This window comes from Amycolatopsis acididurans (assembly GCF_012328925.1).
GTDB lineage: Bacteria > Actinomycetota > Actinomycetes > Mycobacteriales > Pseudonocardiaceae > Amycolatopsis_E > Amycolatopsis_E acididurans.
The window spans coordinates 1-23,387 of sequence record NZ_JAAXLS010000013.1; the positions used below are offsets into that span (position 1 = coordinate 1).

A 23,387-nucleotide genomic window follows, 5' to 3' on the forward strand; every position below is an offset into this window, starting at 1 on the left:
ATAAGAGACAGGAGGAGTGGGTTGGGGGCTCCTCTTGCGGCCGCTGGGGTCTCGCCTTCGGGCCGCTCGGGCTCGCCTTTGTGGCGCTGGGCGCATCTCGGCTCAGCCCGTGGCGCGGCGCCCCTGCAGTGCGACTTCCTACTTCGCGGCCTGGTGCAGGCAGAGGTAGTTGCCTTCGGTGTCCTGGAACCACGCCGCCTTCTCCCCGCCCATGGTCGCGACGTGGTCGACCGTGCGGAAGTTTTCCGTGTCGTAGTCCAGGAAAGCGACTCCCCGGCGTTCCAGTTCGCCTACCTCGGTGGCGATGTCGGTGACCTCGAAGCTCAGTGCGGTGTGCTCGCTGGGCGGCGTGTCCGGCAGCACTCTCAGCGTGATCGCGTTGCCTCCGCCCACTTCGAAGGTGCGGTTGCCCTCCGGATCGGGACGCAGCTCGTGCAGGCCCAGGGCATCCCCGTAGAAATGCCCGGCCCGGTCGGCGTCGTGCACCGGAAGCATCGTGACGGTGGTGGATTTCGTGAGCATGGCGGCCTCCTCGAATTCGACCGAGAGACCAATCGTGCGCGCCCTGGGAGACGGAGGCAATTACGCCGGGTGACTACTCTCCGTTCACCGTGCGCAGGGTGCGCATGGCCTCCGCGAGGGCCTCCGACGCTTCCGGCCCCAGCGGTTCCAGCACCCGGCGCCGCAGGATCTCCGCACACGCCTGACGGGCCTTCTCCGCGACCTCCAGGCCATGCTCGGTGAGGCACGCGTATGTCACGCGACGGTCGTTCGGGCTCGGCTCGCGGCAGATCAGATTCGCCGCCACCAGCCGGTCCGCGACTTTGGTGAACCCGCCGCTGGACAGCGCCGCCTCCTTCGCCAGCCGCGTCATCGGCAGCTGGTGCCCCGGTGTACGCACCAGGCGCAGCAGGATGTCGAACGACGCGGGCGCCAACCCGAACCGCTCGGCGATCTCGCCCATCAGCTTGTCCTGCGTCGCCAGGTAGCCCTCGATCACCAGGCCCCACCAGGTCACGATCTCGTCATCATCCGCCACGCAGTCGAGTATACCCTCAGTTCTCTTTCCGGAATATATCTTGCGAGCGAGAGGTTCTGCGATTAGGTTGAGGTCAAGCCCCTCGAAGGAGGACGAAATGTCGATCAAGACCAGCGGCCTGCACCACGTCACCGCGATCGGTGGCGACCCGCAGCGCAACGCCGACTTCTATCTCCGCACGCTGGGGTTGCGGCTGGTGAAGACCACGGTGAACTTCGACGACTCCGGCACCTACCACCTCTACTACGGCGACGAGTCCGGCAAGCCCGGCACGCTGATGACCTTCTTCCCGTGGCGCGACGCCCCGAGCGGCCGCCGTGGCACCGGGCAGGCCACCACCACCTCCTTCTCCGTCCCCGCGAACTCCATCGGCTGGTGGAAGGACCACCTCGCCGGCGCCGGCATCACCACGGGCCGGATCACCAACCGCGACGGCGAGGACGTGCTGATCTTCGACGATCCCGACGGCCTGCAGCTCGCGCTCGTCGCGCACCCGCAGGGCGACCCGCGCGACCCGTGGGACAACGGGCACGTCCCGGCCGAGCACGCGATCCGCGGCCTGCACTCGGTCACCCTCTCCGTCGCCGAGGAGGACGCGACGGCCGAGATGTTCCGCGAGCTGGGCCTGACGTTCACCGGTCAGGAGTCCAACCGGCTGCGGTTCAGCGCGGGCGAGGGCGGCCCCGGTGCGATGGTCGACGTCCTGGTCACCCCGGACGCCCCGCGCGGGCTCGTGGCCGCAGGCACCGTGCACCACGTGGCGTGGCGCGCACCCGACGAGGACACGCAGGCGTCCTGGCGGGAGGAACTCGTGGACCGCGGCGTGAACGTGACGTCCATTTTGGACCGCCAGTACTTCCGGTCGATCTACTTCCGCGAGCCGGGCGGCACGCTGCTGGAGGTCGCCACCGACCAGCCGGGCTTCGCGATCGACGAACCGCTGCTGGAACTGGGCCGCGCGCTCAAGCTGCCGCCGTGGCTGGAGCCCAACCGCGAGCAGATCGAGCACACCCTGCCGAAGCTGAACCTGCCCAGCGAGAACAACCCGGAACTCGTATGACGCTGGAGCACGACTACTTCGAAGGCGATCCGGCCGCGCCGGTGCTGTTGCTACTGCACGGCACCGGCGGCGGCACTGGCGATCTCGTCGGGCTTGGCCGGGAGCTGAGCCCGTCCTCGGCGTTGCTGGCGCCGGCGGGCCCGGTGTCCGAACACGGCGCCGCACGCTGGTTCCGCAGGCTCGCGGAGGGCGTGTTCGACTACGAGGACGTCGTGGTTCGCGCGAACCAGCTGGCCGACTTCGTGCTGGGCGCCCGCGAGCGATACGGCCTGGCCGGGCGCAGGCTGGTCGCGGTCGGCTTCTCCAACGGTGCCAACATCGCGGGCGCGCTGACCCTGCTCCGGCCCGATGTGCTGACCGAGGCGGCGCTGTTCGCCTCGATGCTGCCCGTGCCGGACCCGCCAGCGCACGACCTGGGCAAGACCAGGGTTTTCCTCTCCAACGGCGAACAGGATCCGATGGCGCCGCTGCCGTCGAACGAGCAGTTCGTGAAGCTGCTGCGCGAGCGCGGCGCGGACGTCACGATCGACCGCCACCCCGGCGGGCACCAGGTCACGCTCGCCGCGGTGGCAGCGGCGAAGAGCTGGCTGGCCGATCGGCGACAATAGACCGTATGGCATTGCGGGAGTGGCGAGAACTGTTGGCAGCGTGGACGATTCCCGAGGACATCCTCGCGAAGGCGCCGGACTCGCCGTGGGTCCTGCCGCGCGAGGTGTTCGTGCGGCGCGTGGACCGGCAGTTGCGCGCGCCCCTCACGCCGACGCATGAACTCGTGCTCGACGCGCTCGGTGACGGCGGCACCCTGATCGACGTCGGCTCCGGTGCCGGGGCGGCCAGCCTGCCCTGCGCCAAGGCGATCACGCACGTCACGGCGGTCGACTCCGATACCGGGCTGCTCGCCAAGTTCGTGTCCCGCGCGATCGGGCTCGGTCTTCCCTACGCCGCGGTCAGGGGCAGCTGGCCCGCCGCCGCGGGGGACGTCGAAGTCGCGGACGTCGTCGTCTGCGGGCACGTCCTCTACAACGTGCCCGACCTCGCGCCGTTCGTCGCGGCCTTGAACGAGCACGCGCGTCGCCGTGTCGTGGTGGAGCTCGCCGAGGTCCATCCGCTGACCGAGCTCAACGACCTGTGGCGGCGTTTCCACGGCATCGAGCGCCCCAGCGGGCCCACTGCGGACGATGCGGCCGCCGCGCTGCGGGAACTCGGTGTCGAGCCGGAGATCCTGCGCTGGCAGAAGCAGCCCGCGCCGGAATACGAGCGGTTCGACGAACTGGTCGAGGTCACGCGCCGCCGCCTGTGCCTGCCCGACGACCGCGCGGACGAGGTCGCGGACGCGCTGCGTGAAACCGGGATCGACGAAACCACCCCACCGGATCTCGGTTCCTCCGGCCGCGCGGTCGCCACCCTTTCTTGGTCACCCGAACGGAGTCAATGACCAGCGCGTTTCAGCCGTCAGGACGACAATGGGCCAATGACACACGCGCAGGACGGCGACTCCACCGAGGTCCCCCGCGAACCGGCCACGCCGACCGCACCGCCCCGCCCGGCGCCGATCAAGAGGACCCGCATCAGCGGCACCTGGCTCGCGGTGATCGTCGCGCTGGTGGTCTTGATCTTTCTGCTGATCTTCATCCTGCAGAACCTCGATTCGGTCAACGTCGACTTCCTCGGCATGTCCGGCAGTCTGCCGCTCGCGGTGGCAATGCTGTTCTCCGCCATCGGTGGCGCGATTCTCGTCGCACTCGTCGGTGGCGCCCGCATCGCGCAGCTCCGCCGCGCGACGCGGAAGGCCAACAAGGCGCTGCGGTAGTGCCCGATAGCATCTCCCCTGGACAGGGGTGATGACGTTGACCAGCGAAGACCTGCCGGCGGTGCCCGGTGAAGACTCCAACCTGCTGCGCCGTGCCGGCCAGGTGGCCGGCTGGGCGGCACGAACCGGTATCTCGCTGACCCGGCGCCTGCCCGGCATCGAGAATGCGACCGAGGGCCTGCGGCAGGTCGAACACCAGGTCATGGCCACCCTGCGCCGCAGGCTGGACGAGGTCGACGATCCCTACGTGGTCGCGCTGTCCGCGGCTTCCACCGAACACACCGGCAACGGATCCGGTCAGCTCGTGCTGGCCGAGGAGCCGCTGCGCACGGCGATGAAGGAACTGCTCGACCGCTCCATCGGCTTCGACCGCGAGCGGGCCCGCGAGTACCTCTACGCGACCGTGTTGCGGCAGCTCACGCCGGACGAGGCCCGGCTCATCGCGGTGCTCGCCGAGGGCGACGCGTTTCCGGCGGTCGACGTGGTCGCCCGTGGCGGCCGGGTGCTGCTGCGCAATGCCTCCACGGCCGGGACGGCCGCCGGCGTGACGCTGCCCGACGAGGTGCCCAGCTACCTCACCCGGCTCGCGGGGCTGGGCCTCGTGGAGGTGACCGGCGAGGACACCGCGCTCAGTTCGCAGTACGAGATCCTGGCGACCGACGACACCGTGCGCGAGGCGATGGCCGCGGGCAAGCGCGTGAAGATCGTCCGCCACACCGTACGGCTGTCCCGCTTCGGTGCGCGGTTCTGGGCGGCGTGCGACCCCGGTGTGAAGACTCGCGCCCGCTGAGACCTGCCACTACCGTGTAACGAAATCGTCGGCTGCGACGCTGTACAGGACGGCCTGTTCGCCGAAGCGTCGCGGCGGGTGAATGCTGGTCTTATAGCACAGTTTGCCTGCAAAAGCTACGTTTCTGTTGCTATTGTCACATGTGTTTCGTCGTTGTTGCAGGTAGCTCGCGTGTGTGCCGCGCCTTCCGCTGAATCGCCTAATGGTCTCTGTTAGGTTGTTTTGACATGTCCGGAAAGCACTTGATCGAATCTCCGACCAAGGCCGACGGTGCGGCGCTGTGGCGAATCGCACGTGATTCGCGCAAGCTCGATCTGAACACGCCTTACGCGTATTTGCTGTGGTGCCGCGATTTCGCGGAAACCTCGGTCGTGTCCAAAGTGGATGGACAACCGGTGGGGTTCGTAATCGGCTACCGTAGGCCGCAGGCGCCGGATGCGGCAGTGGTCTGGCAGGTGGCGGTCGACGAAACGCAGCGCGGGCAAGGTCTGGCAGGCAAGCTGCTGGATGCCCTGTTCACGCGTCTGACCAGTCAGGGTGTGCGGTACCTGGAGACATCGATCACGCCGGACAACGAGGCGTCGATCAGGTTGTTCTCCTCGTTCGCGAAGCGATGGAACGCGCACCTCGAACGGTCCGAACTGTTCGCGCGGACAGACTTTCCGCAAGACGGCGAACCGCATGAGCCGGAGGACCTTTACCGTATCGGGCCGCTTTCGCCGCAATAGCGCGTAAATGCCGGGCGATTAGGCAACCAGTCGGGAGTTGAAAACGCAGTGAGCATCTTTGAAAAGCTCGAATCGGAAGTGCGGAGCTATAGCCGCGGGTGGCCGGTCGTGTTCGACCGGGCCGTCGGCAGTCGCCTGTACGCCGAGGACGGCAAGCCGTATCTGGACTTCTTCGCCGGCGCCGGCGCGCTGAACTACGGGCACAACAACCCCGTGCTGAAGCAGGCCCTGATCGACTACATCGCGCGTGACGGCGTGACGCACGCGCTGGACATGTTCACCGTCGCCAAGCGGGATCTGCTGGAGACGCTGGACGAGAAGATCCTCAAGCCGCGCGAGCTCGACTACAAGGTCATCTTTCCTGGTCCCGGTGGCGCGAACGCGGTCGAAGCCGCGCTGAAGCTCGCCCGCAAGGTGACCGGCAAGGAGTCGGTCATCAACTTCACCAACGCGTTCCACGGCATGACGCTGGGCGCGCTGTCGGTGACCGGTAACTCGATGAAGCGCAGCGGCGCGGGCATCCCGCTGGTGCACGCCACCCCGATGCCCTACGACCAGTACTTCGACGGCGCCTACCCCGACTTCCTGTACTTCGAGCGGCTGCTCGAGGACTCGGGCAGCGGGCTCAACGAGCCCGCCGCCGTGATCGTGGAGACCGTGCAGGGCGAGGGCGGCATCAACGCGGCCGGCCTGGAGTGGTTGCGCGGGCTGTCCGACCTGTGCCAGCGGCACAACATCCTGCTCATCGTCGACGACGTGCAGATGGGCTGCGGGCGTACCGGCCCGTTCTTCAGCTTCGAGGACGCGGGCATCAAACCGGACATGGTGTGCCTGTCCAAGTCCATCGGCGGGTACGGCCTGCCGCTGGCGCTCACGCTGATCAAGCCCGAGCTGGACGTGTGGGAGCCGGGTGAGCACAACGGCACCTTCCGCGGCATCAACCCCGCGTTCGTGACCGCCGCCGAGGCGCTGCGCACCTACTGGAGCGACGACGAGCTGGAGAAGTCCACGCGCGCCAAGGGCGAGCGGGTCGGCGCCGCGCTGCAGAGCATCGCCGAGGCCTACCCCGAGGCCGGGGTGACGGCCAAGGGTCGTGGCCTGGCGCGCGGGCTCGAGTTCGAGAGCGGCGAGACCGCGGGCAAGGTGTGTGCCGCGGCGTTTGAACGCGGTCTTCTGATGGAAACCTCCGGTCCGGACAGCGAGGTGGCCAAACTGCTGCCGCCGCTGACATTGACCGATGCCGAAGTGAGCGAAGGCCTCGAGATCATCGATGCCTCCGTGAAGTCCGTCCTGGGCAAGTAGAAGAGGAGAAAGTGCTTTGATCGTCCGTACCCTCGACGAGATCACCGACACCGACGCTGACATCAAGACGCCGAACTGGCGCAGCAAGCGGATCATCCTGGCCAAGGAAGGCGTGGGCTTCTCGGTGCACGAGACCACGCTCTACGCCGGGACGGTGAACGACTTCTGGTACGCGAACCACATCGAAGCGGTGTTCGTTTTCGAGGGTGAGGGCGAGGTCACGAACAAGGCCACCGGCGAGACGCACCAGCTCAGGCCGGGCTCGCTCTACCTGCTCAACGACCACGACAAGCACCAGGTCCGGCCCAAGACGGACATGCGGACCGTGTGCGTGTTCAACCCGCCCGTAACTGGCGCAGAGGTGCACGACGAGAACGGCGTGTACCCGTTGCTCAACGAATCCGGCGAACGAATCGCCTGATTCGCACCACCACATCGAAAAAATACAGAGGGGCAGCCAAAGAGGAGGCGAACCGATTTGACGATCATGGACGCCGGAATCGAGGACGTGTACAAAACCCGTGTCACCGGGGATGTGCAAGCCATCGATCGGGTCGACCCGACGGTGTGGGGCACCGAGGCCGATGGCCCGGTCGACGCGGCTACGCTCGCCGCGCACGACGCCAAGGGGTACCACATCGTGGAGGGACTCCTGTCCCCCGCGGAGGTGCAGACCTACTGGCAGGAGCTCGTCCGTCTCTCGAGCGACGAGACGCTGAAGGCCGACGAGCGGGTGATCACCGAGAAGAAGAGCGGCGAGGTCCGCTCGATCTTCGAGGTGCACAAGATCAGCGAGTTGATCAGCGAGCTCATCCGTGATCCGCGAATCCTCGACCGGGCCAAGCAGATCCTCGGCTCGGAGGTCTACATCCACCAGAGCCGGGTCAACTACATGCCGGGGTTCAAGGGCGCCGGGTTCTACTGGCACTCGGACTTCGAGACCTGGCACGCCGAGGACGGGATGCCGCGGCCGCGAGCGGTGAGCTGTTCGATCGCGCTGACCGACAACTACCCGTTCAACGGCGGGCTCATGGTCATGCCGGGTTCGCAGCGCACGTTCGTGCCGTGCGTCGGCGAGACTCCGGAGGACTACTACAAGAGCTCGCTGAAGGAGCAGGAGATCGGCGTGCCGAGCGAGCACGAGATCACCAAGCTCGCGGCGGAGCACGGGATCGACCAGTTCACCGGCCCGGCGGGCTCGGCGCTGTGGTTCGACTCGAACATCATGCACGGATCCGGCAACAACATCACGCCGTACCCGCGCTCGAACATCTTCCTGGTGTTCAACAGCGTGGAGAACGCGCTGGTGGCGCCCTACGCGGCGGCCAAGCCGCGGCCGACCTTCATCGGCAGCCGCGACTTCACGCCGATCACTCGCTAGGGGCGTAGATCACAGTAAGGAATTGGTGGGGCGGCTGTAGCGAACTCGTTGCCGCCTGTTACCGTGTCGCCACCGCATTGGCGACCGACTGCTGGATGCGGTCGAGGTAGTCGTTGGTGGCGTGAGTTGCTCCTTGCTCGGGGTGAGACTCGGTGCTACTGCCGACCGCCCGGCGGGGAGCGCTAGCGCCCCGCCACATGTTGCACCGGGTGCGGCCCCGCACCATCAGATCGGGACTGGTGGTACGGGGCCGTACTCGTTTTTCTTTACCCGCCACAGGTGTCTGGGGAGAACAGCTTTGCGGGACGAGCTGCGCGTCCAGGTCCTCGGGCCGGTGCGGCTGCTGACGGGGGATCGTCCCGTTCGCCTCGGCGGGCCCTCGGTGCGCGGCCTGCTCGCGTTGCTGGCGCTGGAAGCCGGCCGCGTCGTCGCGCTCAACGATCTCGTTGACGGACTGTGGGGACCGGACCCGCCGCCGACCGCCCGCACCATCGTGCACGGCAACATCTCCGCGCTGCGCGGCGTGCTCCGCCGCATCGAACCCGGCCGGTCGCTGATCGAAACCGTCTCGCCGGGCTACCGGCTGGCCATCGAGCCGGATCGCGTCGACGCCCATCGCGCCCGCGACCTGCTGGAACGTGCCGAAACGGCGCCGCTGCCACGGCGCGCCGAACTGCTGGCCGAAGCACACGCACTGTGGCAGGGACCGGAACTCGCGGACGTCGCCGTGCGCGCGCCGAAGCTCGCGGAGCTTCGCGCCGCCGTGCTCGGCGCCCGCGTCGACGCCGACCTCGAACTGGGCAGGCACGCGGAACTGGTCGTCGAGCTGACCGCGCAGGTGCGGGAGCACCCGCGCGCCGAACGCACGGTGGGCCAGCTGATGCGCGCGCTCTACTACTCGGGACGCCGGGCCGATGCGCTGGACGTGTTCCGGGAAGCCGCGCGGGTGTCCACTTCGTACGGTCTCGATCCCGGCCCTGAGCTGCGAGAACTCCACGAGAAGATCCTCGCCGACGAGTTACCCGCGATGACGTCCTCGCTCGATCCGGCGCAGGTCGTGCCCCGTCAGCTGCCGCGACCGCCGAGCGGTCTGGTCGGTCGGGCCGGCGAACTCGCCTGGCTCGACGAGCGGCCGTCGTCCTCGGTCGTGGTGCTCACCGGCGCGGCGGGCGTCGGCAAGAGCGCGCTCGCGGTGTGGTGGGCACACCGGTCGGTGGAACGGTTTCCGGACGGGACCCTGTTCGCGGCGCTGCGCGGGTTCGACGCGCGGCGACCGCCCGCCGAACCGGCGGAGGTGCTGGCCCAGTTCCTGCTCGGGCTGGGCGTGGCGGCCTCGGATCTGCCCGCGCGCCTTGCCGAGCGCGAGGCGCTGTACCGGTCGTTGACCGACCGGCGGCGAATGCTGGTGGTGCTGGACGACGCGCGGGATGCCGAGCAGGTCCGCCCGCTGCTGCCGCCGGGTTCGATGGCGATGATCACCAGCCGGTCCAGGTTGGACGGACTGATCGTCACGCACTCGGCCCGGACCCGTGTGCTCCAACCACTGGCGCGTGCCGATTCCGTGCGGCTGATCGGCTCGCTCGCGGGCGCGGGGGAGCACGCGCGACTGGCGGAGCTGTGCGGCGATCTGCCGCTGGCATTGCGGATCGTGGGCGCCCGGCTCGCTGCCAGTCCACAGTGGATGGTCGAGGAGCTGGAGAGCGAACGGTCCAGGCTCGCCGCGCTGGAGATCGACGACACCGGTGTCCGCGCGGCGCTGGACGTGTCCTGCCGGGGCCTGCCCGCGGAGGTCGCGGGCACGTTCCGCGTGCTCGGCGGACTTGCCGGGAGCACGGCGGGGCCGCACGTGGTGGCGGCCGTCGAGGGCATCGAGGTGGTCGAGGCGCGGCGGCGGCTGCGGGTGCTCGCCGCGCAGCACCTGCTCACCGAGACCGCCCCTGACGTGTTCGCCGCGCACGATCTCGTGCGGCTCTACCAGCGGGAACTGGCGCCGGGTCGGGTGCTGGAACGGTCGGTGCGGTACTACCAGGCGGCGGCCGATCGCGCCCGCCGCTCGTTGCTGCGGATCGTGGACCCGCTCGACTTCACCGGCGTGCCGGTCGCCCTACCGGACACCTCGTCGTTCGAGAAGGCGCTGGCCTGGTTCGCCGCGGAATGGCCGAACCTGCTCGCGACCTGCGAGGCGGCGCTCGCGGCCGGGTTGCGTGCCGACGTGTGGCGGCTGGCCCGGGTCGCGCACACCTACCAGGTCGTGCGCCCGCGCCGCGACGAGTGGACGCGGCTCGTCGGGCTCGGCAGCGCCGCCGCGGCCGAGGACCCCGGCCGGTTCTGGATGCTGATCTCGCGGTGCGCGCTCGCGTTGACGTTCGAGATCGACGACGGCGGCCTGCCCTGGGCGCGGGAGGCGCTGTCGATCGCGCACCGGCTCGGTGACCAGCGGCTGGTCAGCGTCGCGGAGATCCACCTCGCGTGCGCGCTGACCGTGTGCGGGCAGCTGGACGAGGCGATCGAGCGGCTGCGGAACGTGCTGGCAGTGCTCGGGGACGATCCCGCGCTGCGCGGGCAGACGCTGTCGAACTGCGCGGAGGCCGAGAAGCGGGCCGGCCGCTACGACGAGGCGATCGAGCATCAGCTCGCGTCCCTGGAGATCGACCAGCGGCTCGGTGACGACAGCTACACGGTGGTTTCGCTGAACAACCTCGCCGAACTGCACCTGGCGGTGGACCGCCTGCCCGAGGCCGAACGGTTCGCGCGGGCCGCCGTCGAGGTGGCGCGGCAGCGGGGCTTCCAGCTGCAGGAAGCCGTCTCCACGCTGACCCTGGCCCGGATCCGCCGCGCACTCGCCGATCTCGACGGCGCGCGGGCGGACTACCGGCGCTCGCTTGACCTGCACAAACAGACGAACCCGAGTCGCGCGGCCGAGGTTCTCCGCGAAATGAACTCGCTTAGCCCTTGAACGTTGTTTATAAGACGGTAAGGTCGGCGTTAGGCCGTCTGACGCAATGGGGGAGCGTCAGACGGCCGCCGCAGGCGGCCGTCATCGCGCTGGGGGGATGCGCTTCGCCGGGGCGGGGGCCTCGGTGTTTTTCTGGGGGGTGCAACCCCCAGGCCCCGCCCGGAGGGCTTCGCCCCCGGACCCCCCATCGGTGGTTGCGTTGGGTGGGTTGGCGGACGTTGCGTAGGGCCTCTCGTGGGGCCGGTGTGCGTCCGTTGGTCTGGGGCGTTGCGCCTCAGACGAGGTGTGCTTCTGGGGTGTTTTCCAGTCGCTCGTGTTCGGGCTTGCCGCAGGCGGCTGTCATCGCGCTGGGGGGATGCGCTTCGCCGGGGCAGGGGCCAAGGGCCTCCCGTGGGGCCGGTGCGCGTCCGTTGGTCGGTGCCTTCCTCGCCTCAGAAGAGGTGTACTTCTGGGGTGATTTCCAGTAGCTCGTGTACCGGCCTGCCTCGGCGGCCGTCCGCCGTGGTGGTGCGCACGACGCGCAGGCGGGCGGTGACCGGGCGGTCCAGGTTGTCCTTGAGCTGGTCCAGCAGATCCGGCGCCACCGCGCCCTGGATCGTGCCGCCCGACTCGCGCTCCAGGTAGAAGATCCGCCGCCGCGTCCGCACGCCGTCGAGCCTGCCCGACACCGTCTCGTACCCGACCGCCTCGCGCTGCTCCCGCAGGCTGCTGTGCAGCACCTTCGCCTGGTCGAACGTCATGCTGCGCGCCACGTCCTCACCCGAGGTCGGCGTCAGCTCGATCCCGATCCCGACGTTCTTGACCACCGCGTTCACGATGTCGCTCACCGCATTGCGCACCGTGTCGCGCTGCAGCAGCACCGCGTCCAGCGCACCGTCGTCCGACCCGTTCGCCGGAAGGAAATCGCACAGCTCCTTCACCGCGCGCTCGGACAGCGTCTCGATCCCGTCGTGGATCAGCGCGTCGTCGGGCGCGGGCTCCGGGAAGCCGAAGAAGATCGTGTTGCCCGCCTGGCCGCGCTGCAGCAGCGGCGCCTTGTCCCGGTCGGCGGGCTGCACGTAGGTGATCTCGCCCTGCGGGTTGCGGATGATGTGCCCGATCTTCGCCGTCGCGTCCTGCAACGCACGGCTGATGTCGGAGAAGGTGTACGCGTCGAGGTTGGTGGACCCCAGCATCGACACCCGCAGCAACGGCGACCGGCTGGTGCGCTCGAACTTCACGTGCGCCGCCATCGCGGACGCGCGGGCGAGGTCGTCCAGCCACGTACCGCCGGGGATCTCGTCGGCGATCCGCCGGAACTCCATCACCAGCCCACCTCCGGGAACCCGCGCTTGCCGTTGCCGGACCACGTCTGCGCCCAGATCTCCTCGTCACCGGGGAAGCACAGGAACCCGTCGAGCAGACCACCGACCGGCTGAACCTGGTCCAGATACATCGCGGGCTGCCCGATGATCACGCCACGCAACGTGAGCAGGCCGTACAGCGAATCCCGCACCGGCCCGGTCATCCGCTTGAGGCTGCCCCAGTCCTCGGGCAGCAGCACGACGTCGAGCCCGTTGGGCACGAGCTGCGTGCGGGCGATGAACTCGCCGCCGATCCAGGCCCGCCCGGCCGGGATGATCTTCGCGACCGCGCCGAGATAACTGTTGAGCGCGCTGAAGAGGATTTCGCGTTCGTTCTGATGTGGAGCGTCGAACACGAGGCGCTCGTAGATGTCGGCGAGATCGGCGGGGAGCCGCCCAGACGGGAGAAAACCCTCCTTGGTCCAGTGCGGGAGCGGCATGGCGTAGAAACTACCAACCGCTCCCGTCCGGGCCGTCAGGTGGCGGGGGCGCGGTCGTTGTCCGGGGACGGCAACGACGCGACCGGCGTGAGCTGCGGCCGCTTCGGCGACAGACCGTCCCCCATGGACTCACCGCGCAGGTGACGCCGGATCCACGGCAGCAGATGGGTTTTGGTCCACGCCAGATCCGAGCGCCGCAGCGCGATCCAGTCGGGGTGGTCGGCCAGCTCGGGCCACGGCTCGCGCCACGCCTCGGTCTGCGGCACGCCCAGCACGTTCGCGGCGCGCAGTGCGATGCGGCGATGCCCCTCGGACGTGAAATGCAGCCGGTCGTCGCTCCACGCACGCTGGTCCCGCAGCGGGTTCATCGCCCACAGGTCGACCACGTGCGCGCCGTGCCTGCTCGCGATCGTCCACAGGTTCGCGTTGTAGATCCCGATCTTGCCGCGCAGCACGCTCATCACCGACAGCTGTTTGGTGTCGGGACCGTTGAACAGCAACACCTCGATGCCGGCGGCACGCAGTTGACCGATCACCGCGTCGATCTGCGCGCAGATCTCGTCCACATCGGTGCCCGGCACGATCACGTCGTTGCCGCCACCGCAGAAGGTGACCAGATCGGGCCCGAGTTCCAGTGCGATCGGTACCTGCTCCTCGACGATCTCGGCGAGCATCTTGCCGCGCAGCGCGAGGTTGGCGTACTGAAAGCCGGGCTGGTCACCGGCGAGGATCTCGGCCAGCCGGTCGGCCCAGCCGCGATAGGTGCCGTCGGGAAGCCCGTCGTTGAGGCCTTCGGTGAAGCTGTCGCCCAGCGCGACATAGCTGTCGTAGCCGTACATGCTGCGTTCCCCTTTCGCCAGCACCCACTGTTCAAGTTGGTCCCCATCCCCGTGCAACAGTGGAGGATGCACCTGTAGTCCCGACCTACGCCACCGTCGGTTAAGCGCCAGGTCACAGTTTCTTATCTTGTCGGTGACCGCCACCTCTTTATTACGGGTCGGGGCCCTGATCGTGTGGCGAAGATCTCGTGGGTTACTGCGCTGATCGACTGTCATCGGGCAGCATGTAAGGGTGACCTCACCTACCCGAAGGCCCGCACGAAACGGCCGCGGCGAATCGCTGGCGAGCGTGCTCGGTGGCCGCAAGGGGGCGCTGGACGCGAGCCTGCCGCCGGTGGCCTTCGTGATCGGCTGGCTCGGTGCGGGCAACTCGATCGCCTGGGGCTCGGCCGCGGCCATCGCGTGCGCCGTCGTCGTGGGGGTGATCCGCCTCGTGCGTGGCGACAAGGCGCGCGCCGTCGTGGTCAGTCTCGCCGCGGTGATCGTCGCCGCGTTGATCGCGCTGCACACCGGCCGGGCGCAGGACTTCTTCCTCATCCAGCTGCTGTCCAATGTGGCCAGCGCGCTGCTGTGGGCCGCGAGCGTGGTCGTGCGGTGGCCGTTGCTCGGCGTGGTCGTCGGGTTGCTGCTGGGGCAGAAGACGCGGTGGCGCAAGGATCCCGCGCTGCTGCGGGCCTACCAGCGGGCAAGCCTGACCTGGTCGTGCCAGTACCTGCTGCGGGTCGCGGTCTATCTGCCGTTGTGGTGGACGGGGCAACTCGTGGCACTCGGGGTGGCACGGACCGTGCTGACCTGGCCGTTGCAGGCGCTGACGATCGCGGTCAGCGGCTGGGTGCTCTACCGCGCGCTGCCCGCGGACCATCCGGGACTGCGGCTCAAAGAGGTGGCCCCCGGCGAGGGGGAGGTCCGGGGGCCGGGGCTCACGGTACGCGAGGAAGATCGCCAGGGACAGTAGCGAAATCTTCGCCGAAAGCCTCGATCCCGGCGAGCCTTACCGCGCCCAGCACGCCGTCGGTGCTGCTACGGACGTCCAGCCCGTCGAGCTTTTCCCGCACCCGCGCGCCGACCGGCCCGGCGAGCACGCTGCCGACGAGCACGAGCGGTGTGCTCTCGCCCGGATCGCGGGCCGCGAACGCCAGTTCCGCGAGCAGCCGGGCGGCCCGGTCGAGAATCGGCGCGGCGTCCTCGGCGGCGCTCACCAGCGGCGCGAACCGGGCCAGCCGCACCGGGGCCTCGCCGTTGACCACGGTGATCAACCGCCGCCACGCCAGGCTCCGGTCCGCGGCGTCGACGTCGGCCGCGGCGAGCACGGACCTGGTGAGTTCGCCGAGCCGCCCGGTGCCGCTCAGCTCGTCCAGCGCGCGGCGCACGGCCTCGCGGCCGAGCCAGAACGCCGAACCCTCGTCGCCGAGCAGCCAGCCGTAGCCGCCCGCGGTGGAGACCATCCGGCGGCCGCGGATCCGGGCGGCGATCGAACCGGTGCCGGCGACGAGCACCGTGCCGTCGGGTGCGGGGGTCGCCGAGGCGAACGCGACCTCGGGGTCGGTGACGATGCGGACACCGGTGAGCCCGAGCCGCTCCCACACCGCCGAGAACAGGGCCGCGACCTGGGGATCGGTCAGTTTCGCGGTACCGGCCATGCCGATCACGCAAGCGTTTGCGGACGCCGGTTCGAGCGCGCCGAGCGCCTCCCTGATCGCCGTCTCGACGTGCCCGGCCGCCTTCTCCGGCGGGTTCGAGTTGGGGTTGGCGCCGCCGGAGCGGCCGGTGCCGAGCACGACGCCGTCGGGCGCGACCGCGAGCGCGCGCGTCGAGGTGCCGCCCGCGTCGACCCCGACCACGTAGCTCATCGCGTCTTCGTCACCTTGCGCAGGCCACGCGGGCTGTCCGGATCGCCGCCGCGGGCGAGCGCCAGGCCGAGCGCGATCCGCTGCACCGGAATCACCTCCAGCACCGGCGCCAGCTCCTCGGCGATCTCGGGCACCGGAACCCGGACCGCCGCGGGCACCTCGGAGCAGGACGAGCCGAGCGCGAGCACGTCGGCACCGCGCTGCGCGACCTCGGCGAGCACGTCGTGCATCGCCGCGCCGCCGCGGCCCGCACCGGTCACCGCGAGCACCGCGGTGTCCTCGTCGATCGCGGCGACCGGCCCGTGCAACAGGTCGGCGCCGCTGTACGCGCGGGCGGCGAGGTAACTGGTCTCGGCCAGCTTCAGCGCCGACTCCAGCGCGGTGGCGTAGGAGTAGCCGCGGCCGGTGGTGATGATCCGGTCGACGAACCGGTACCGGTCGACCGCGCGCTGCACCGGGATCTCGTACGCCTCCTGCGCGAGCTCCCCGATACCGGCCGCGGCCGAACCGTCACCGCCGCGAATCGCGTCGACCAGCAGGTACAGCGCGAGCAGCGTCGCGGAGTAGGTCTTGGTGGCCGCGACCGCCTGTTCGGTGCCCGCCCCGATGTCGATGGCCAGTTCGGCGGCCTTGTGCAGCGGGGAGGACGGCGTGTTGGTGACCGCGACGGTCAGCGCACCCTGTTTGCGTGCGGTCTGGGTGAACTCCAGCAGGTCCGGCGATCCGCCGCTCTGACTGACCGAGACCAAAAGGCAATCGCGCAGGTCCGGGCGGGCGCCGTAAAGTGTGACGGTCGACGGCGACACGAGGCCCGCGGGCAGCCCCAGCAATACCTCGATCAGGTATTTCGCGTACAGCGCCGCGTGATCGCTCGATCCGCGCGCGGCCAGCAACGCGAAGCGGGGTGGCTTGCGCGCGATCACGCCTGCCACCTCGGCAAACCGCGCGCGGCGGTGGAGCAGGCCTGCCAGTACGGCCGGCTGTTCGGCGATCTCTGCTGCCATGTGCTGTCCGGGACTGGTCACGGTCTGCTCCTTGCGAAGGTCTAGACCAATACTAGCCTGGACGCGTCGATACGGGAAAAGGGTAGTTTCTTCCTGCGCGCGATGCGCGGTTCGAAGAGGAGTCGGTCATGTTGGAGTCACCCACGCGCGGTCAGCGCGAGCCGAAGTACTGGGCGTTGAAGCAGCATCTGCTGGATCTGCTCGACACGTTGCCGCCCGGCTCGCCGATTCCCACCGAGCGCGCGCTGGCGACGGAGTTCACGGTGTCGCGCACGACGGTCCGCCAGGCGCTGGCCGACCTGACCGCCGAGGGGCGCCTGCACCGCGTGCAGGGCAAGGGCACCTTCGCCGCCGAGCCGAAGCTCGCGCAGCGGCTGCAGCTGTCCTCCTACACCGAGGACATGCGTGCGCAGGGCCGCGAGCCGTCGTCGAAGCTGCTGGAGATCGAGGAGCTGGTCTCCGAGCCGGAGACCGCGAAGCTGCTCGGCCTGCGCGCCGGTACGAAGATCCTGCGCATGATGCGGCTCCGCCTCGCCGACGGCGAACCGATGGCGGTGGAGACCACCCACCTGCCGCTGAGCCGGTTCCGCGGCCTGCGCAAGCACGTCTCGGCCGGCGGTTCGCTCTACGCGGTGCTGCGTGAGCACTACGGCGTGGAGATGGAGCGCGCCGAGGAGACGATCGAGACCTCGCTGGCCGGGCCGCAGGAGGCCGAGCTGCTCGGCGCCGACGTCGGCATGCCCGTGTTGCTGCTGTCCCGGCACTCCTTCGGCACGGACGGCAAACCCGTCGAGTTCGTCCGGTCCATCTACCGCGGCGACCGCTACAAGTTCGTCACCACGCTGACGAGGCCGTGACTGTCGCTTGGGGGAGCGGGCAGGCACGCGGTGTCCTGGCCACGACCATCCTCGGCTCGGGGATGGCCATGCTCGACGGCACCGTCGTCAACGTCGCGCTGCCCCGGATCGGCGCGGAGTTCAAGGCGCCCGTCACGGGCCTGCAGTGGATCCTCGACGGCTACCTGCTGGCGCTCGCCTCGCTGATCCTCATCGCGGGTTCGCTCGGCGACCGCTACGGCAGGCGGCGGGTGTTCACGATCGGCGTCGTGTGGTTCGGCGCCGCGTCCGTGCTGTGCGGGTTCGCCGTGTCGACGTCGATGCTCGTCGTGACAAGGGTGTTGCAGGGCGTGGGCGGCGCGCTGCTCACGCCGGGATCGCTGGCGATCCTGCAGTCCGCGTTCGCCAGGGCGGACCGGCCGCGGGCGATCGGCGCGTGGTCCGGGCTCGGCGGCATCGCGACCGCGATCGGCCCGCTGATCGGCGGTCTGCTCGTGCAGGCCTGGTCGTGGCGGCTGGCGTTCCTGATCAACCTGCCGATCGCCGTCGCCTGTGTGGTGCTGGCCCGCAGGTACGTGCCCGAGTCCTGCGACGAGACCTCCGGCGGCCGTCCCGACGTCGTGGCCGCGGTGCTGGGGGCGCTGGGTCTCGCGGGCATCACCGCGGCGCTGGTGGAGGCGCCCTCGCGGGGTGCGGCCGATCCGCTGGTGCTCGTCGCGGCCGTGGTCGGCGTCGCCGCGCTCGGCGCCTTCGTGCGGCTGCAGCGGCGGTCGCGGAATCCGCTCGTGCCGCCCTCGATGTTCGCCGACCGGACGTTCACCCTGTCCAACGGGCTGACGTTCGTGGTCTACGCGGCGTTGGGCGGCGTGATGATGTTGCTGGTGCTGCAGTTGCAGGTCTCGCTGCACTACCCGCCGACCGCGGCCGGTGTCGCGGGCCTGCCGATCACGCTCATCATGCTCGTGCTCTCCGGGCGTTCCGGCGCGCTCGCGCAGCGAATCGGGCCGCGCACGCAGCTCATCGTGGGGCCGGTGCTGATCGCGGCCGGAATGCTGCTGCTGACGCGTGTCGCACCCGGCGCGTCCTACCTGGGGTCGGTACTGCCCGCCGTTGTCGTGTTCGGGCTCGGGCTCGCCACGGTGGTCGCCCCCGTGACGGCGACCGTGCTGGCCGCCGCGCCGGACGAGCACGCGGGCGTGGCTTCCGGGGTCAACAATGCGATCGCGCGTGCGGGCGGGTTGCTCGCGATCGCGGTTCTGCCCGCTGTCGCCGGGCTCACCGGTGAGTCGTATTCCGATCCCGTCGCGTTGACCAGCGGCTGGCGAACGGCCTTGGTGGTGTGCGCGGGTCTGTGTGTGTTCGGTGGGCTGCTCGCGTTTGGGGTACGCAACAGTGTGCTAACCCCCGACGACGAAAAGTGCTTCCACTGCGCGGTTTCGGAGCCTCCGGCAGACCCCGGCGTAAAACGGCCGTAAGCTCTCGCGTCCATTGTGGACGGTGATTCGTGGTGCTGCTCACGAAACTGCTAACGCTGGGAGCATTTCAATCGACTAACACGTTGAGTACCCGGATATCACGGGATCTTGCGAGCAGATCGGAATCATGGCAAAGGCAACAGAAGACAGCAGCGACAAGTCGAGTCTCAAACCGGCACAGATAGCCGCGTCGGCTCTGGCTGCCGTGACCGCCGCGTTTCTGGGTTCCACGCTGGGGGTGGCGGGCACCGTCGCGGGCGCGGGCATCGCGAGCGTGGTCACCACGGTCGGCGGCGAGTTGTATCTGCGTTCGTTGCGCAAGACCAGGCTCGCGGCGCGCAAGACGGCGGAAGTACTGGCGCTCACCGACACCCGGCTGCGTCAGGAAACGCGGTACGTCGAACCGGCGGGGCGAAGACCCGGGAATCCGTTGATGCGGCCGGGTCCGCAGCCCATGCGGCAGGGGCAGCTGCCTCCCGCACAGCTCGACCAGATCCAGCGCACACAGCGGATTCCCATGGCGGGCCACGGCGCGTCGAACTTCGGTCAGCGCACCGTGTACATCCCCCGGCCGGGCACGCAGGTGCCGCAGCAGCCGGGTCCGCGCACCGCACAGGCCGCGCACGACGCGGCGCAGGCGACCAGGGTGATCGCGCCGGCGAAGGAGCAGGAGGGCCCCGCGGCCGAACCGCCGTGGTGGAAGAACCGCTGGACGATCATCGCGGGTTCCAGCGTCCTGGCGTTCGTGCTGGGCATGTTGGTGCTGACCGGGTTCGAGGGCATCACCGGGAAAGCGGTTTCCGGTGGCCAGGGGACCACGTTCAGCCAGGTCGTGCGCGGATCGTCGACGGGTGGCGGCGGGACCACCAACACCCCGCAGACCACGACGGTCACCCAGACGCCCGCTTCGAACACGGCGACGCCCGAGTCGTCCCCGGCTCAGAAGACCGGCACGTCGTCGGCGTCGAGCACGCCCACCTCGCAGGCCCCGGCGTCGAGCAGCGTGCAGCAGTCCGAGTCGGCGCAGCCGCAGGTGACCGGAAGCGCGGCGCCCACCAGCGGCTGACCTCCAGCCGTGCGGGGTTACCTCACGGCAGCGCCGCGGCGAGCTGTTCGGCCGCCGCGCGCGGGTCCTCGGCCTCGGTGATCGCGCGGACGACCACCACGCGCGAGGCACCCGCGTCGAGCACCTCGGGCAGACGCGCCAGGTCGATGCCCCCGATCGCGAACCACGGGCGCGTGGTGCCGAAGCCGGCGGTCGCGCGGACCAGGTCGAGGCCCGGTGCGTACCGGCCCGGTTTCGTCGGGGTCGGCCAGCACGGTCCCGTGCAGAAGTAGTCCACTCCCGGCTCGTCCGCACCCGCCCGCGCCTGCTCGACCGAATGCGTCGAACGGCCGATCACCGGGGCGTCGCCGATGACCCGCCGCGCCATGCTCACCGGCAGGTCGTCCTGGCCGAGGTGCAGCACGTCGGCGTCGACGGCGAGGGCGACGTCCGCCCGGTCGTTGACCGCGAGCAGCGCGCCGTGCTTCGCGCACGCCGCCGCCAGCACCTCCAGCGCGGCGAGCTCCTGCTTCGCCTCCAACGGCACGCCGTCGGTCTTGTCGCGCAGCTGGATGATGTCGACCCCGCCGGCGAGCGCGGCGTCCGCGAACTCGGCGAGGTCGCCCCTGGTCGTCCGCGCGTCGGTGCATAAGTACAGCCGCGCGGCGTCGAGCCGCTTCCTGATCTGGTCCCCGTCGAGCCCTGGCATGGCTGTCACGGTAGTGCGGACCGAGGACGGTTGGGTGTGGGCATCCCACAGATTTCGGTTACGATGCACTTGTCCGCACGGGAGCCCGAGGTACGGGCTGAGAGGGAGCCGTCACCGCTCCGACCGTGGAACCTGATCCGGATCATGCCGGCGCAGGGAGCGTGATTCTTGTGGAAACCAAACGGGTGGCCGTCATCGGCGGCGGTGTCATCGGCCTGTCCGTGGCCTGGCGCACCGCCGCGGCCGGGCACGACGTCACCTTGATCGATCCGTCGCCGGGGCGCGGCGCCTCGTGGGTGGCCGGCGGCATGCTCGCCCCGGTCGCGGAGGCCTGGCCCGGCGAGGAGGCCGCGCTCGCCCTCGGGGAAGAGTCGCTGCGTCGCTGGCCCGAGTTCGCGCAAGCGCTTGCGGCCGACGGGGGCGATCCGGCCCTGTCCACGCACGGCACCGTCGTCGCGGCACTCGACCGCGGCGACGCCGGCCAGCTGACGGTGCTCGCCGAGTACCTCGGCAAGGTCGGCCGCGCCGTCGAGCAGGTCACCGGCCGCCGGCTGCGGACGCTGGAACCGGGGGTCAGCGCACGCAGCGCCCTGCTCGTGCCCGGCGACCTCGCCGTCGACAACCGCAGACTGCTGCGCTCCCTCCGCGCGGCCGCGAGCCGCCGCGGGGTGCGGTTCGTCGACGACCACGCCACCGACGTCGGCACCGGCCTGGTGCGCACCGGCTCGGGCGAGGTGACCTGCGATGTCGCCGTCATCGCCGCCGGCGCGCGCAGCGGCGGCCTGCACCCGCGCCTCGCGGTCCGCCCGCTCAAGGGCGAGATCCTGCGCCTGCGTGCCCGCCGCACGAGCCTGCCGCCACCCACCCGCACGGTCCGCGCGGTCGCCGAGGGCCGCCCCGTCTACCTCGTCCCGCGCGAGGACGGGGAGCTGGTGCTCGGCGCCACCCAGTACGAGGCGGGTTTCGACGAGACGGTCAGCGCGCGCGGCGTGCGTGAGCTGCTCGAAGCCGCCGCGCGGCTCTTCCCCAGCATCGACGAGTACGAGCTGGTCGAGACCGCGGCCGGGCTGCGCGCGGCGAGCGTGGACACGCTGCCGTTCATCGGCGAACTGGAGGACGGGGTGTTCGCGGCGACCGGGCACCACCGCAACGGGCTGCTCATGGCGCCGGTGACCGCGGACGCGTTCGTCGCATGGCTCGGCGGCGGCAAACCGCCCGCCGAGGTCGAGGCGGCGCACCCGGATCGGCTGGGAGGTCAGTGATGGAAGTGCAGATCAACGGCGACTGGCGGGCCTTCCCCGACGGGACGACGGTCGCCGCGCTGCTGGAAACGCTCGGCACCGCGCCCCGTGGCGTCGCCGTGGCGCTCAACGGCGAGGTCGTCCGTCGCGGCGCCTGGGCCGATGTCGTGGTGCCCGCGGGTGCCCAGCTCGAGATTCTGACGGCGGTACAAGGTGGGTGAGAACATGTTCGACGGAGCGGACGACCAGCTCGCGATCGGCGACTACAAGCTGACGTCACGGCTGATCATCGGCACCGGTGGCGCCGCGAACCTGTCCGTGCTGGAGCGGGCGCTGGTCGCGTCCGGCACCGAGCTGACCACGGTCGCGATGCGCCGGGCCGACGCGGACGGCGGCTCCGGTGTGCTGGAGTTGGTGCGCCGCCTGGGAATCCGGTTGCTGCCCAACACCGCGGGCTGCCGCAGCGCGGCCGAGGCGGTGCTGACCGCGCGGCTGGCCAGGGAGGCGCTGGAGACCGACCTGATCAAGCTCGAGGTGCATGCCGACGACCGCACCCTGCTGCCGGATCCGGTGGAAACCCTCGACGCGGCCGAGCAACTGGCCGGCGACGGGTTCACCGTGCTCGCCTACACCAACGACGATCCGGTGCTGGCGCTGCGGCTGGAGGAAGCGGGCTGCGCGGCGGTGATGCCGCTCGGCGCGCCCATCGGTACCGGGCTCGGCATCCGCAATCCGCACAACATCGAGCTGATCGTGTCGCGCGCGGGCGTGCCGATCGTGCTGGACGCGGGCATCGGCACGGCCTCCGACGCCGCGCTGGCGATGGAGCTGGGCTGCGACGCGGTGCTGCTGTCCACGGCGGTGACGCGCGCGCAGGATCCGGAGCGGATGGCCTACGCGATGCGCTCGGCGGTGCTCGGCGGACGACTCGCCCGGGCCTCCGGCCGTGTCCCGCAACGGTTCTGGGCGCAGGCTTCCAGCCCGCCCCGGTGAGGGGAAACCGCGAGAAACGCCCGAAGTCCGGAGTTCACCGCGCGGGCCGCAGCGGAGCACGTAAGGTTGTCCGCACCTTGTGGTCGGGGGAACGAGCAAAAGGAGCTCGAGGTGGACGCGTCGCCAACCGAGGATGTCGCGGGCAGGCTGTTCCTGGCGGTGGGCAGACTGTCCAGGTCGCTGCGCCAGGCAGGCAACCCCGGACCGGGGCACGGCTCGATTTCCGCGCTGGCCACACTGGCCGCGACCGGGCCGATGCGGCTGGGTGACCTGGCCACGAAAGAGGGGGTCGCCGCCGCGACGATGTCGCGGATCGTGGCCGGTCTTGTCGAGGCGGGCTACGCGCGTCGCGAACCCGATCCGGTCGACCGCCGGGCCTGGCTCGCCACCGCGACCGAGGAGGGTGAGCGGATGCTCTCCGGTGTGCGGTCGACGCGCGTGCACGAACTGCACAAGCGCATCGACCGCCTGCCGCCGAATCTCCGCGACGACCTCGCCGCCGGACTCGTGGCCATGGAGGCCCTGCTCTCCGACGACGAATGAGCG

Annotated in this window: 26 protein-coding genes and 1 riboswitch; of the genes, 18 read left to right on the forward strand and 8 right to left on the reverse strand. The window is 70.0% G+C overall.

Annotated elements, in window-relative coordinates; translation table 11 throughout:
- Window positions 1–138: 138 nt before the first annotated feature.
- Together HFP15_RS19650 and HFP15_RS19655 are read right to left on the reverse strand one after the other, a co-directional pair.
- Complete coding sequence (locus HFP15_RS19650) at window positions 139–522, reverse strand: VOC family protein (protein WP_168517719.1); 384 nt, start codon at window positions 520–522, stop codon at window positions 139–141.
- Window positions 523–595: 73 nt separating this feature from the next.
- On the reverse strand, window positions 596–1,039 hold the full coding sequence (locus HFP15_RS19655) for a MarR family winged helix-turn-helix transcriptional regulator (protein ID WP_168517721.1): 444 nt from the start codon (window positions 1,037–1,039) through the stop codon (window positions 596–598).
- Window positions 1,040–1,136: 97 nt separating this feature from the next.
- On the opposite strand from HFP15_RS19655, the gene HFP15_RS19660 reads away from it, so the two are divergent.
- The 10 genes from HFP15_RS19660 (at window position 1,137) to HFP15_RS19705 (ending at window position 11,066) form a co-directional block, all read left to right on the forward strand.
- Complete coding sequence (locus HFP15_RS19660) at window positions 1,137–2,099, forward strand: ring-cleaving dioxygenase (RefSeq protein WP_168517723.1); 963 nt, start codon at window positions 1,137–1,139, stop codon at window positions 2,097–2,099.
- Window positions 2,096–2,707 carry an alpha/beta hydrolase gene (locus tag HFP15_RS19665; protein ID WP_168517725.1) on the forward strand — a complete coding sequence of 204 codons (612 nt, stop codon included), beginning with the start codon at window positions 2,096–2,098 and terminating at the stop codon, window positions 2,705–2,707. The genes HFP15_RS19660 and HFP15_RS19665 overlap by 4 nt, the downstream gene beginning before the upstream one ends.
- A 5-nt stretch (window positions 2,708–2,712) precedes the next feature.
- Window positions 2,713–3,534: a class I SAM-dependent methyltransferase gene (locus HFP15_RS19670; RefSeq protein WP_168517727.1), complete on the forward strand. Its 822-nt coding sequence runs from the start codon at window positions 2,713–2,715 to the stop codon at window positions 3,532–3,534.
- A 36-nt stretch (window positions 3,535–3,570) separates the two neighbouring features.
- Window positions 3,571–3,909 carry a LapA family protein gene (locus HFP15_RS19675; RefSeq protein ID WP_168517729.1) on the forward strand — a complete coding sequence of 113 codons (339 nt, stop codon included), beginning with the start codon at window positions 3,571–3,573 and terminating at the stop codon, window positions 3,907–3,909.
- 31 nt (window positions 3,910–3,940) lie between these two features.
- Entirely contained in the window at window positions 3,941–4,699 is a 759-nt protein-coding gene (locus HFP15_RS19680; RefSeq protein WP_168517731.1) for an Abi-alpha family protein, read from the forward strand.
- Window positions 4,700–4,926: 227 nt separating this feature from the next.
- Window positions 4,927–5,427, forward strand: coding sequence for a diaminobutyrate acetyltransferase (gene ectA, locus HFP15_RS19685; protein ID WP_168517733.1), 501 nt, complete (start codon window positions 4,927–4,929; stop codon window positions 5,425–5,427).
- A gap of 48 nt (window positions 5,428–5,475) precedes the next feature.
- On the forward strand, window positions 5,476–6,729 hold the full coding sequence (ectB, locus tag HFP15_RS19690) for a diaminobutyrate--2-oxoglutarate transaminase (protein ID WP_168517735.1): 1,254 nt from the start codon (window positions 5,476–5,478) through the stop codon (window positions 6,727–6,729).
- Between the two features lie 16 nt (window positions 6,730–6,745).
- Window positions 6,746–7,150 carry an ectoine synthase gene (locus tag HFP15_RS19695; RefSeq protein WP_168517737.1) on the forward strand — a complete coding sequence of 135 codons (405 nt, stop codon included), beginning with the start codon at window positions 6,746–6,748 and terminating at the stop codon, window positions 7,148–7,150.
- A gap of 66 nt (window positions 7,151–7,216) precedes the next feature.
- Window positions 7,217–8,110, forward strand: coding sequence for an ectoine hydroxylase (thpD, locus tag HFP15_RS19700; RefSeq protein ID WP_376768878.1), 894 nt, complete (start codon window positions 7,217–7,219; stop codon window positions 8,108–8,110).
- Between the two features lie 298 nt (window positions 8,111–8,408).
- On the forward strand, window positions 8,409–11,066 hold the full coding sequence (locus HFP15_RS19705; protein ID WP_168517741.1) for an AfsR/SARP family transcriptional regulator: 2,658 nt from the start codon (window positions 8,409–8,411) through the stop codon (window positions 11,064–11,066).
- A gap of 431 nt (window positions 11,067–11,497) precedes the next feature.
- On the opposite strand, the gene HFP15_RS19710 is transcribed toward HFP15_RS19705, so the two are convergent.
- The 3 genes from HFP15_RS19710 to HFP15_RS19720 are packed head-to-tail and all read right to left on the reverse strand — an operon-like array spanning window position 11,498 to window position 13,688.
- Window positions 11,498–12,370, reverse strand: a complete 873-nt coding sequence (locus HFP15_RS19710; RefSeq protein ID WP_376768879.1) for a hypothetical protein — start codon at window positions 12,368–12,370, stop codon at window positions 11,498–11,500.
- Window positions 12,370–12,849, reverse strand: a complete 480-nt coding sequence (locus HFP15_RS19715; protein WP_168517743.1) for a DUF6932 family protein — start codon at window positions 12,847–12,849, stop codon at window positions 12,370–12,372. Before HFP15_RS19715 ends, HFP15_RS19710 begins: the two co-directional genes overlap by 1 nt.
- 35 nt (window positions 12,850–12,884) lie before the next feature.
- On the reverse strand, window positions 12,885–13,688 hold the full coding sequence (locus HFP15_RS19720; RefSeq protein ID WP_168517745.1) for an SGNH/GDSL hydrolase family protein: 804 nt from the start codon (window positions 13,686–13,688) through the stop codon (window positions 12,885–12,887).
- A gap of 232 nt (window positions 13,689–13,920) precedes the next feature.
- Between HFP15_RS19720 and HFP15_RS19725 the strand changes: the two genes are divergently transcribed.
- Window positions 13,921–14,643: a DUF3159 domain-containing protein gene (locus tag HFP15_RS19725; protein WP_168517747.1), complete on the forward strand. Its 723-nt coding sequence runs from the start codon at window positions 13,921–13,923 to the stop codon at window positions 14,641–14,643.
- On the opposite strand, the gene HFP15_RS19730 is transcribed toward HFP15_RS19725, so the two are convergent.
- Together HFP15_RS19730 and HFP15_RS19735 are read right to left on the reverse strand one after the other, a co-directional pair.
- Entirely contained in the window at window positions 14,609–15,538 is a 930-nt protein-coding gene (locus HFP15_RS19730; protein WP_168517749.1) for an N-acetylglucosamine kinase, read from the reverse strand. The genes HFP15_RS19725 and HFP15_RS19730 overlap by 35 nt on opposite strands.
- A complete protein-coding gene (locus HFP15_RS19735; protein ID WP_168518016.1) occupies window positions 15,535–16,542 on the reverse strand; it encodes an SIS domain-containing protein in 1,008 nt (335 codons plus the stop codon). Before HFP15_RS19735 ends, HFP15_RS19730 begins: the two co-directional genes overlap by 4 nt.
- A 128-nt stretch (window positions 16,543–16,670) precedes the next feature.
- Here HFP15_RS19735 and HFP15_RS19740 point away from each other — a divergent pair, with 128 nt between their 5' ends.
- The 3 genes from HFP15_RS19740 (at window position 16,671) to HFP15_RS19750 (ending at window position 19,919) form a co-directional block, all read left to right on the forward strand.
- Window positions 16,671–17,399: a GntR family transcriptional regulator gene (locus HFP15_RS19740; RefSeq protein WP_168517751.1), complete on the forward strand. Its 729-nt coding sequence runs from the start codon at window positions 16,671–16,673 to the stop codon at window positions 17,397–17,399.
- Between the two features lie 62 nt (window positions 17,400–17,461).
- Window positions 17,462–18,853 (forward strand): MFS transporter, encoded by a 1,392-nt coding sequence (locus HFP15_RS19745; RefSeq protein ID WP_246271872.1) that lies wholly within the window; start codon window positions 17,462–17,464, stop codon window positions 18,851–18,853.
- A gap of 127 nt (window positions 18,854–18,980) precedes the next feature.
- Window positions 18,981–19,919: a hypothetical protein gene (locus HFP15_RS19750; protein ID WP_168517755.1), complete on the forward strand. Its 939-nt coding sequence runs from the start codon at window positions 18,981–18,983 to the stop codon at window positions 19,917–19,919.
- A 22-nt stretch (window positions 19,920–19,941) separates the two neighbouring features.
- Here HFP15_RS19750 and thiE read toward each other — a convergent pair whose 3' ends face one another.
- Window positions 19,942–20,607 carry a thiamine phosphate synthase gene (thiE, locus tag HFP15_RS19755; RefSeq protein WP_168517757.1) on the reverse strand — a complete coding sequence of 222 codons (666 nt, stop codon included), beginning with the start codon at window positions 20,605–20,607 and terminating at the stop codon, window positions 19,942–19,944.
- Window positions 20,608–20,674: 67 nt separating this feature from the next.
- Window positions 20,675–20,783, forward strand: a riboswitch (TPP riboswitch).
- Here thiE and thiO point away from each other — a divergent pair.
- From thiO to HFP15_RS19775, 4 genes are all read left to right on the forward strand, one after another.
- A complete protein-coding gene (gene thiO / locus HFP15_RS19760; protein WP_168517759.1) occupies window positions 20,778–21,869 on the forward strand; it encodes a glycine oxidase ThiO in 1,092 nt (363 codons plus the stop codon). Its footprint overlaps the riboswitch before it by 6 nt.
- Entirely contained in the window at window positions 21,869–22,069 is a 201-nt protein-coding gene (gene thiS / locus HFP15_RS19765; protein WP_168517761.1) for a sulfur carrier protein ThiS, read from the forward strand. Before thiO ends, thiS begins: the two co-directional genes overlap by 1 nt.
- 4 nt (window positions 22,070–22,073) lie before the next feature.
- Window positions 22,074–22,841 carry a thiazole synthase gene (locus HFP15_RS19770; RefSeq protein ID WP_168517763.1) on the forward strand — a complete coding sequence of 256 codons (768 nt, stop codon included), beginning with the start codon at window positions 22,074–22,076 and terminating at the stop codon, window positions 22,839–22,841.
- Between the two features lie 111 nt (window positions 22,842–22,952).
- The gene (locus tag HFP15_RS19775; RefSeq protein WP_168517765.1) at window positions 22,953–23,384 is read left to right on the forward strand and encodes a MarR family winged helix-turn-helix transcriptional regulator; all 432 of its coding nucleotides are present in this window, start codon (window positions 22,953–22,955) and stop codon (window positions 23,382–23,384) included.
- Window positions 23,385–23,387 lie beyond the last annotated feature (3 nt).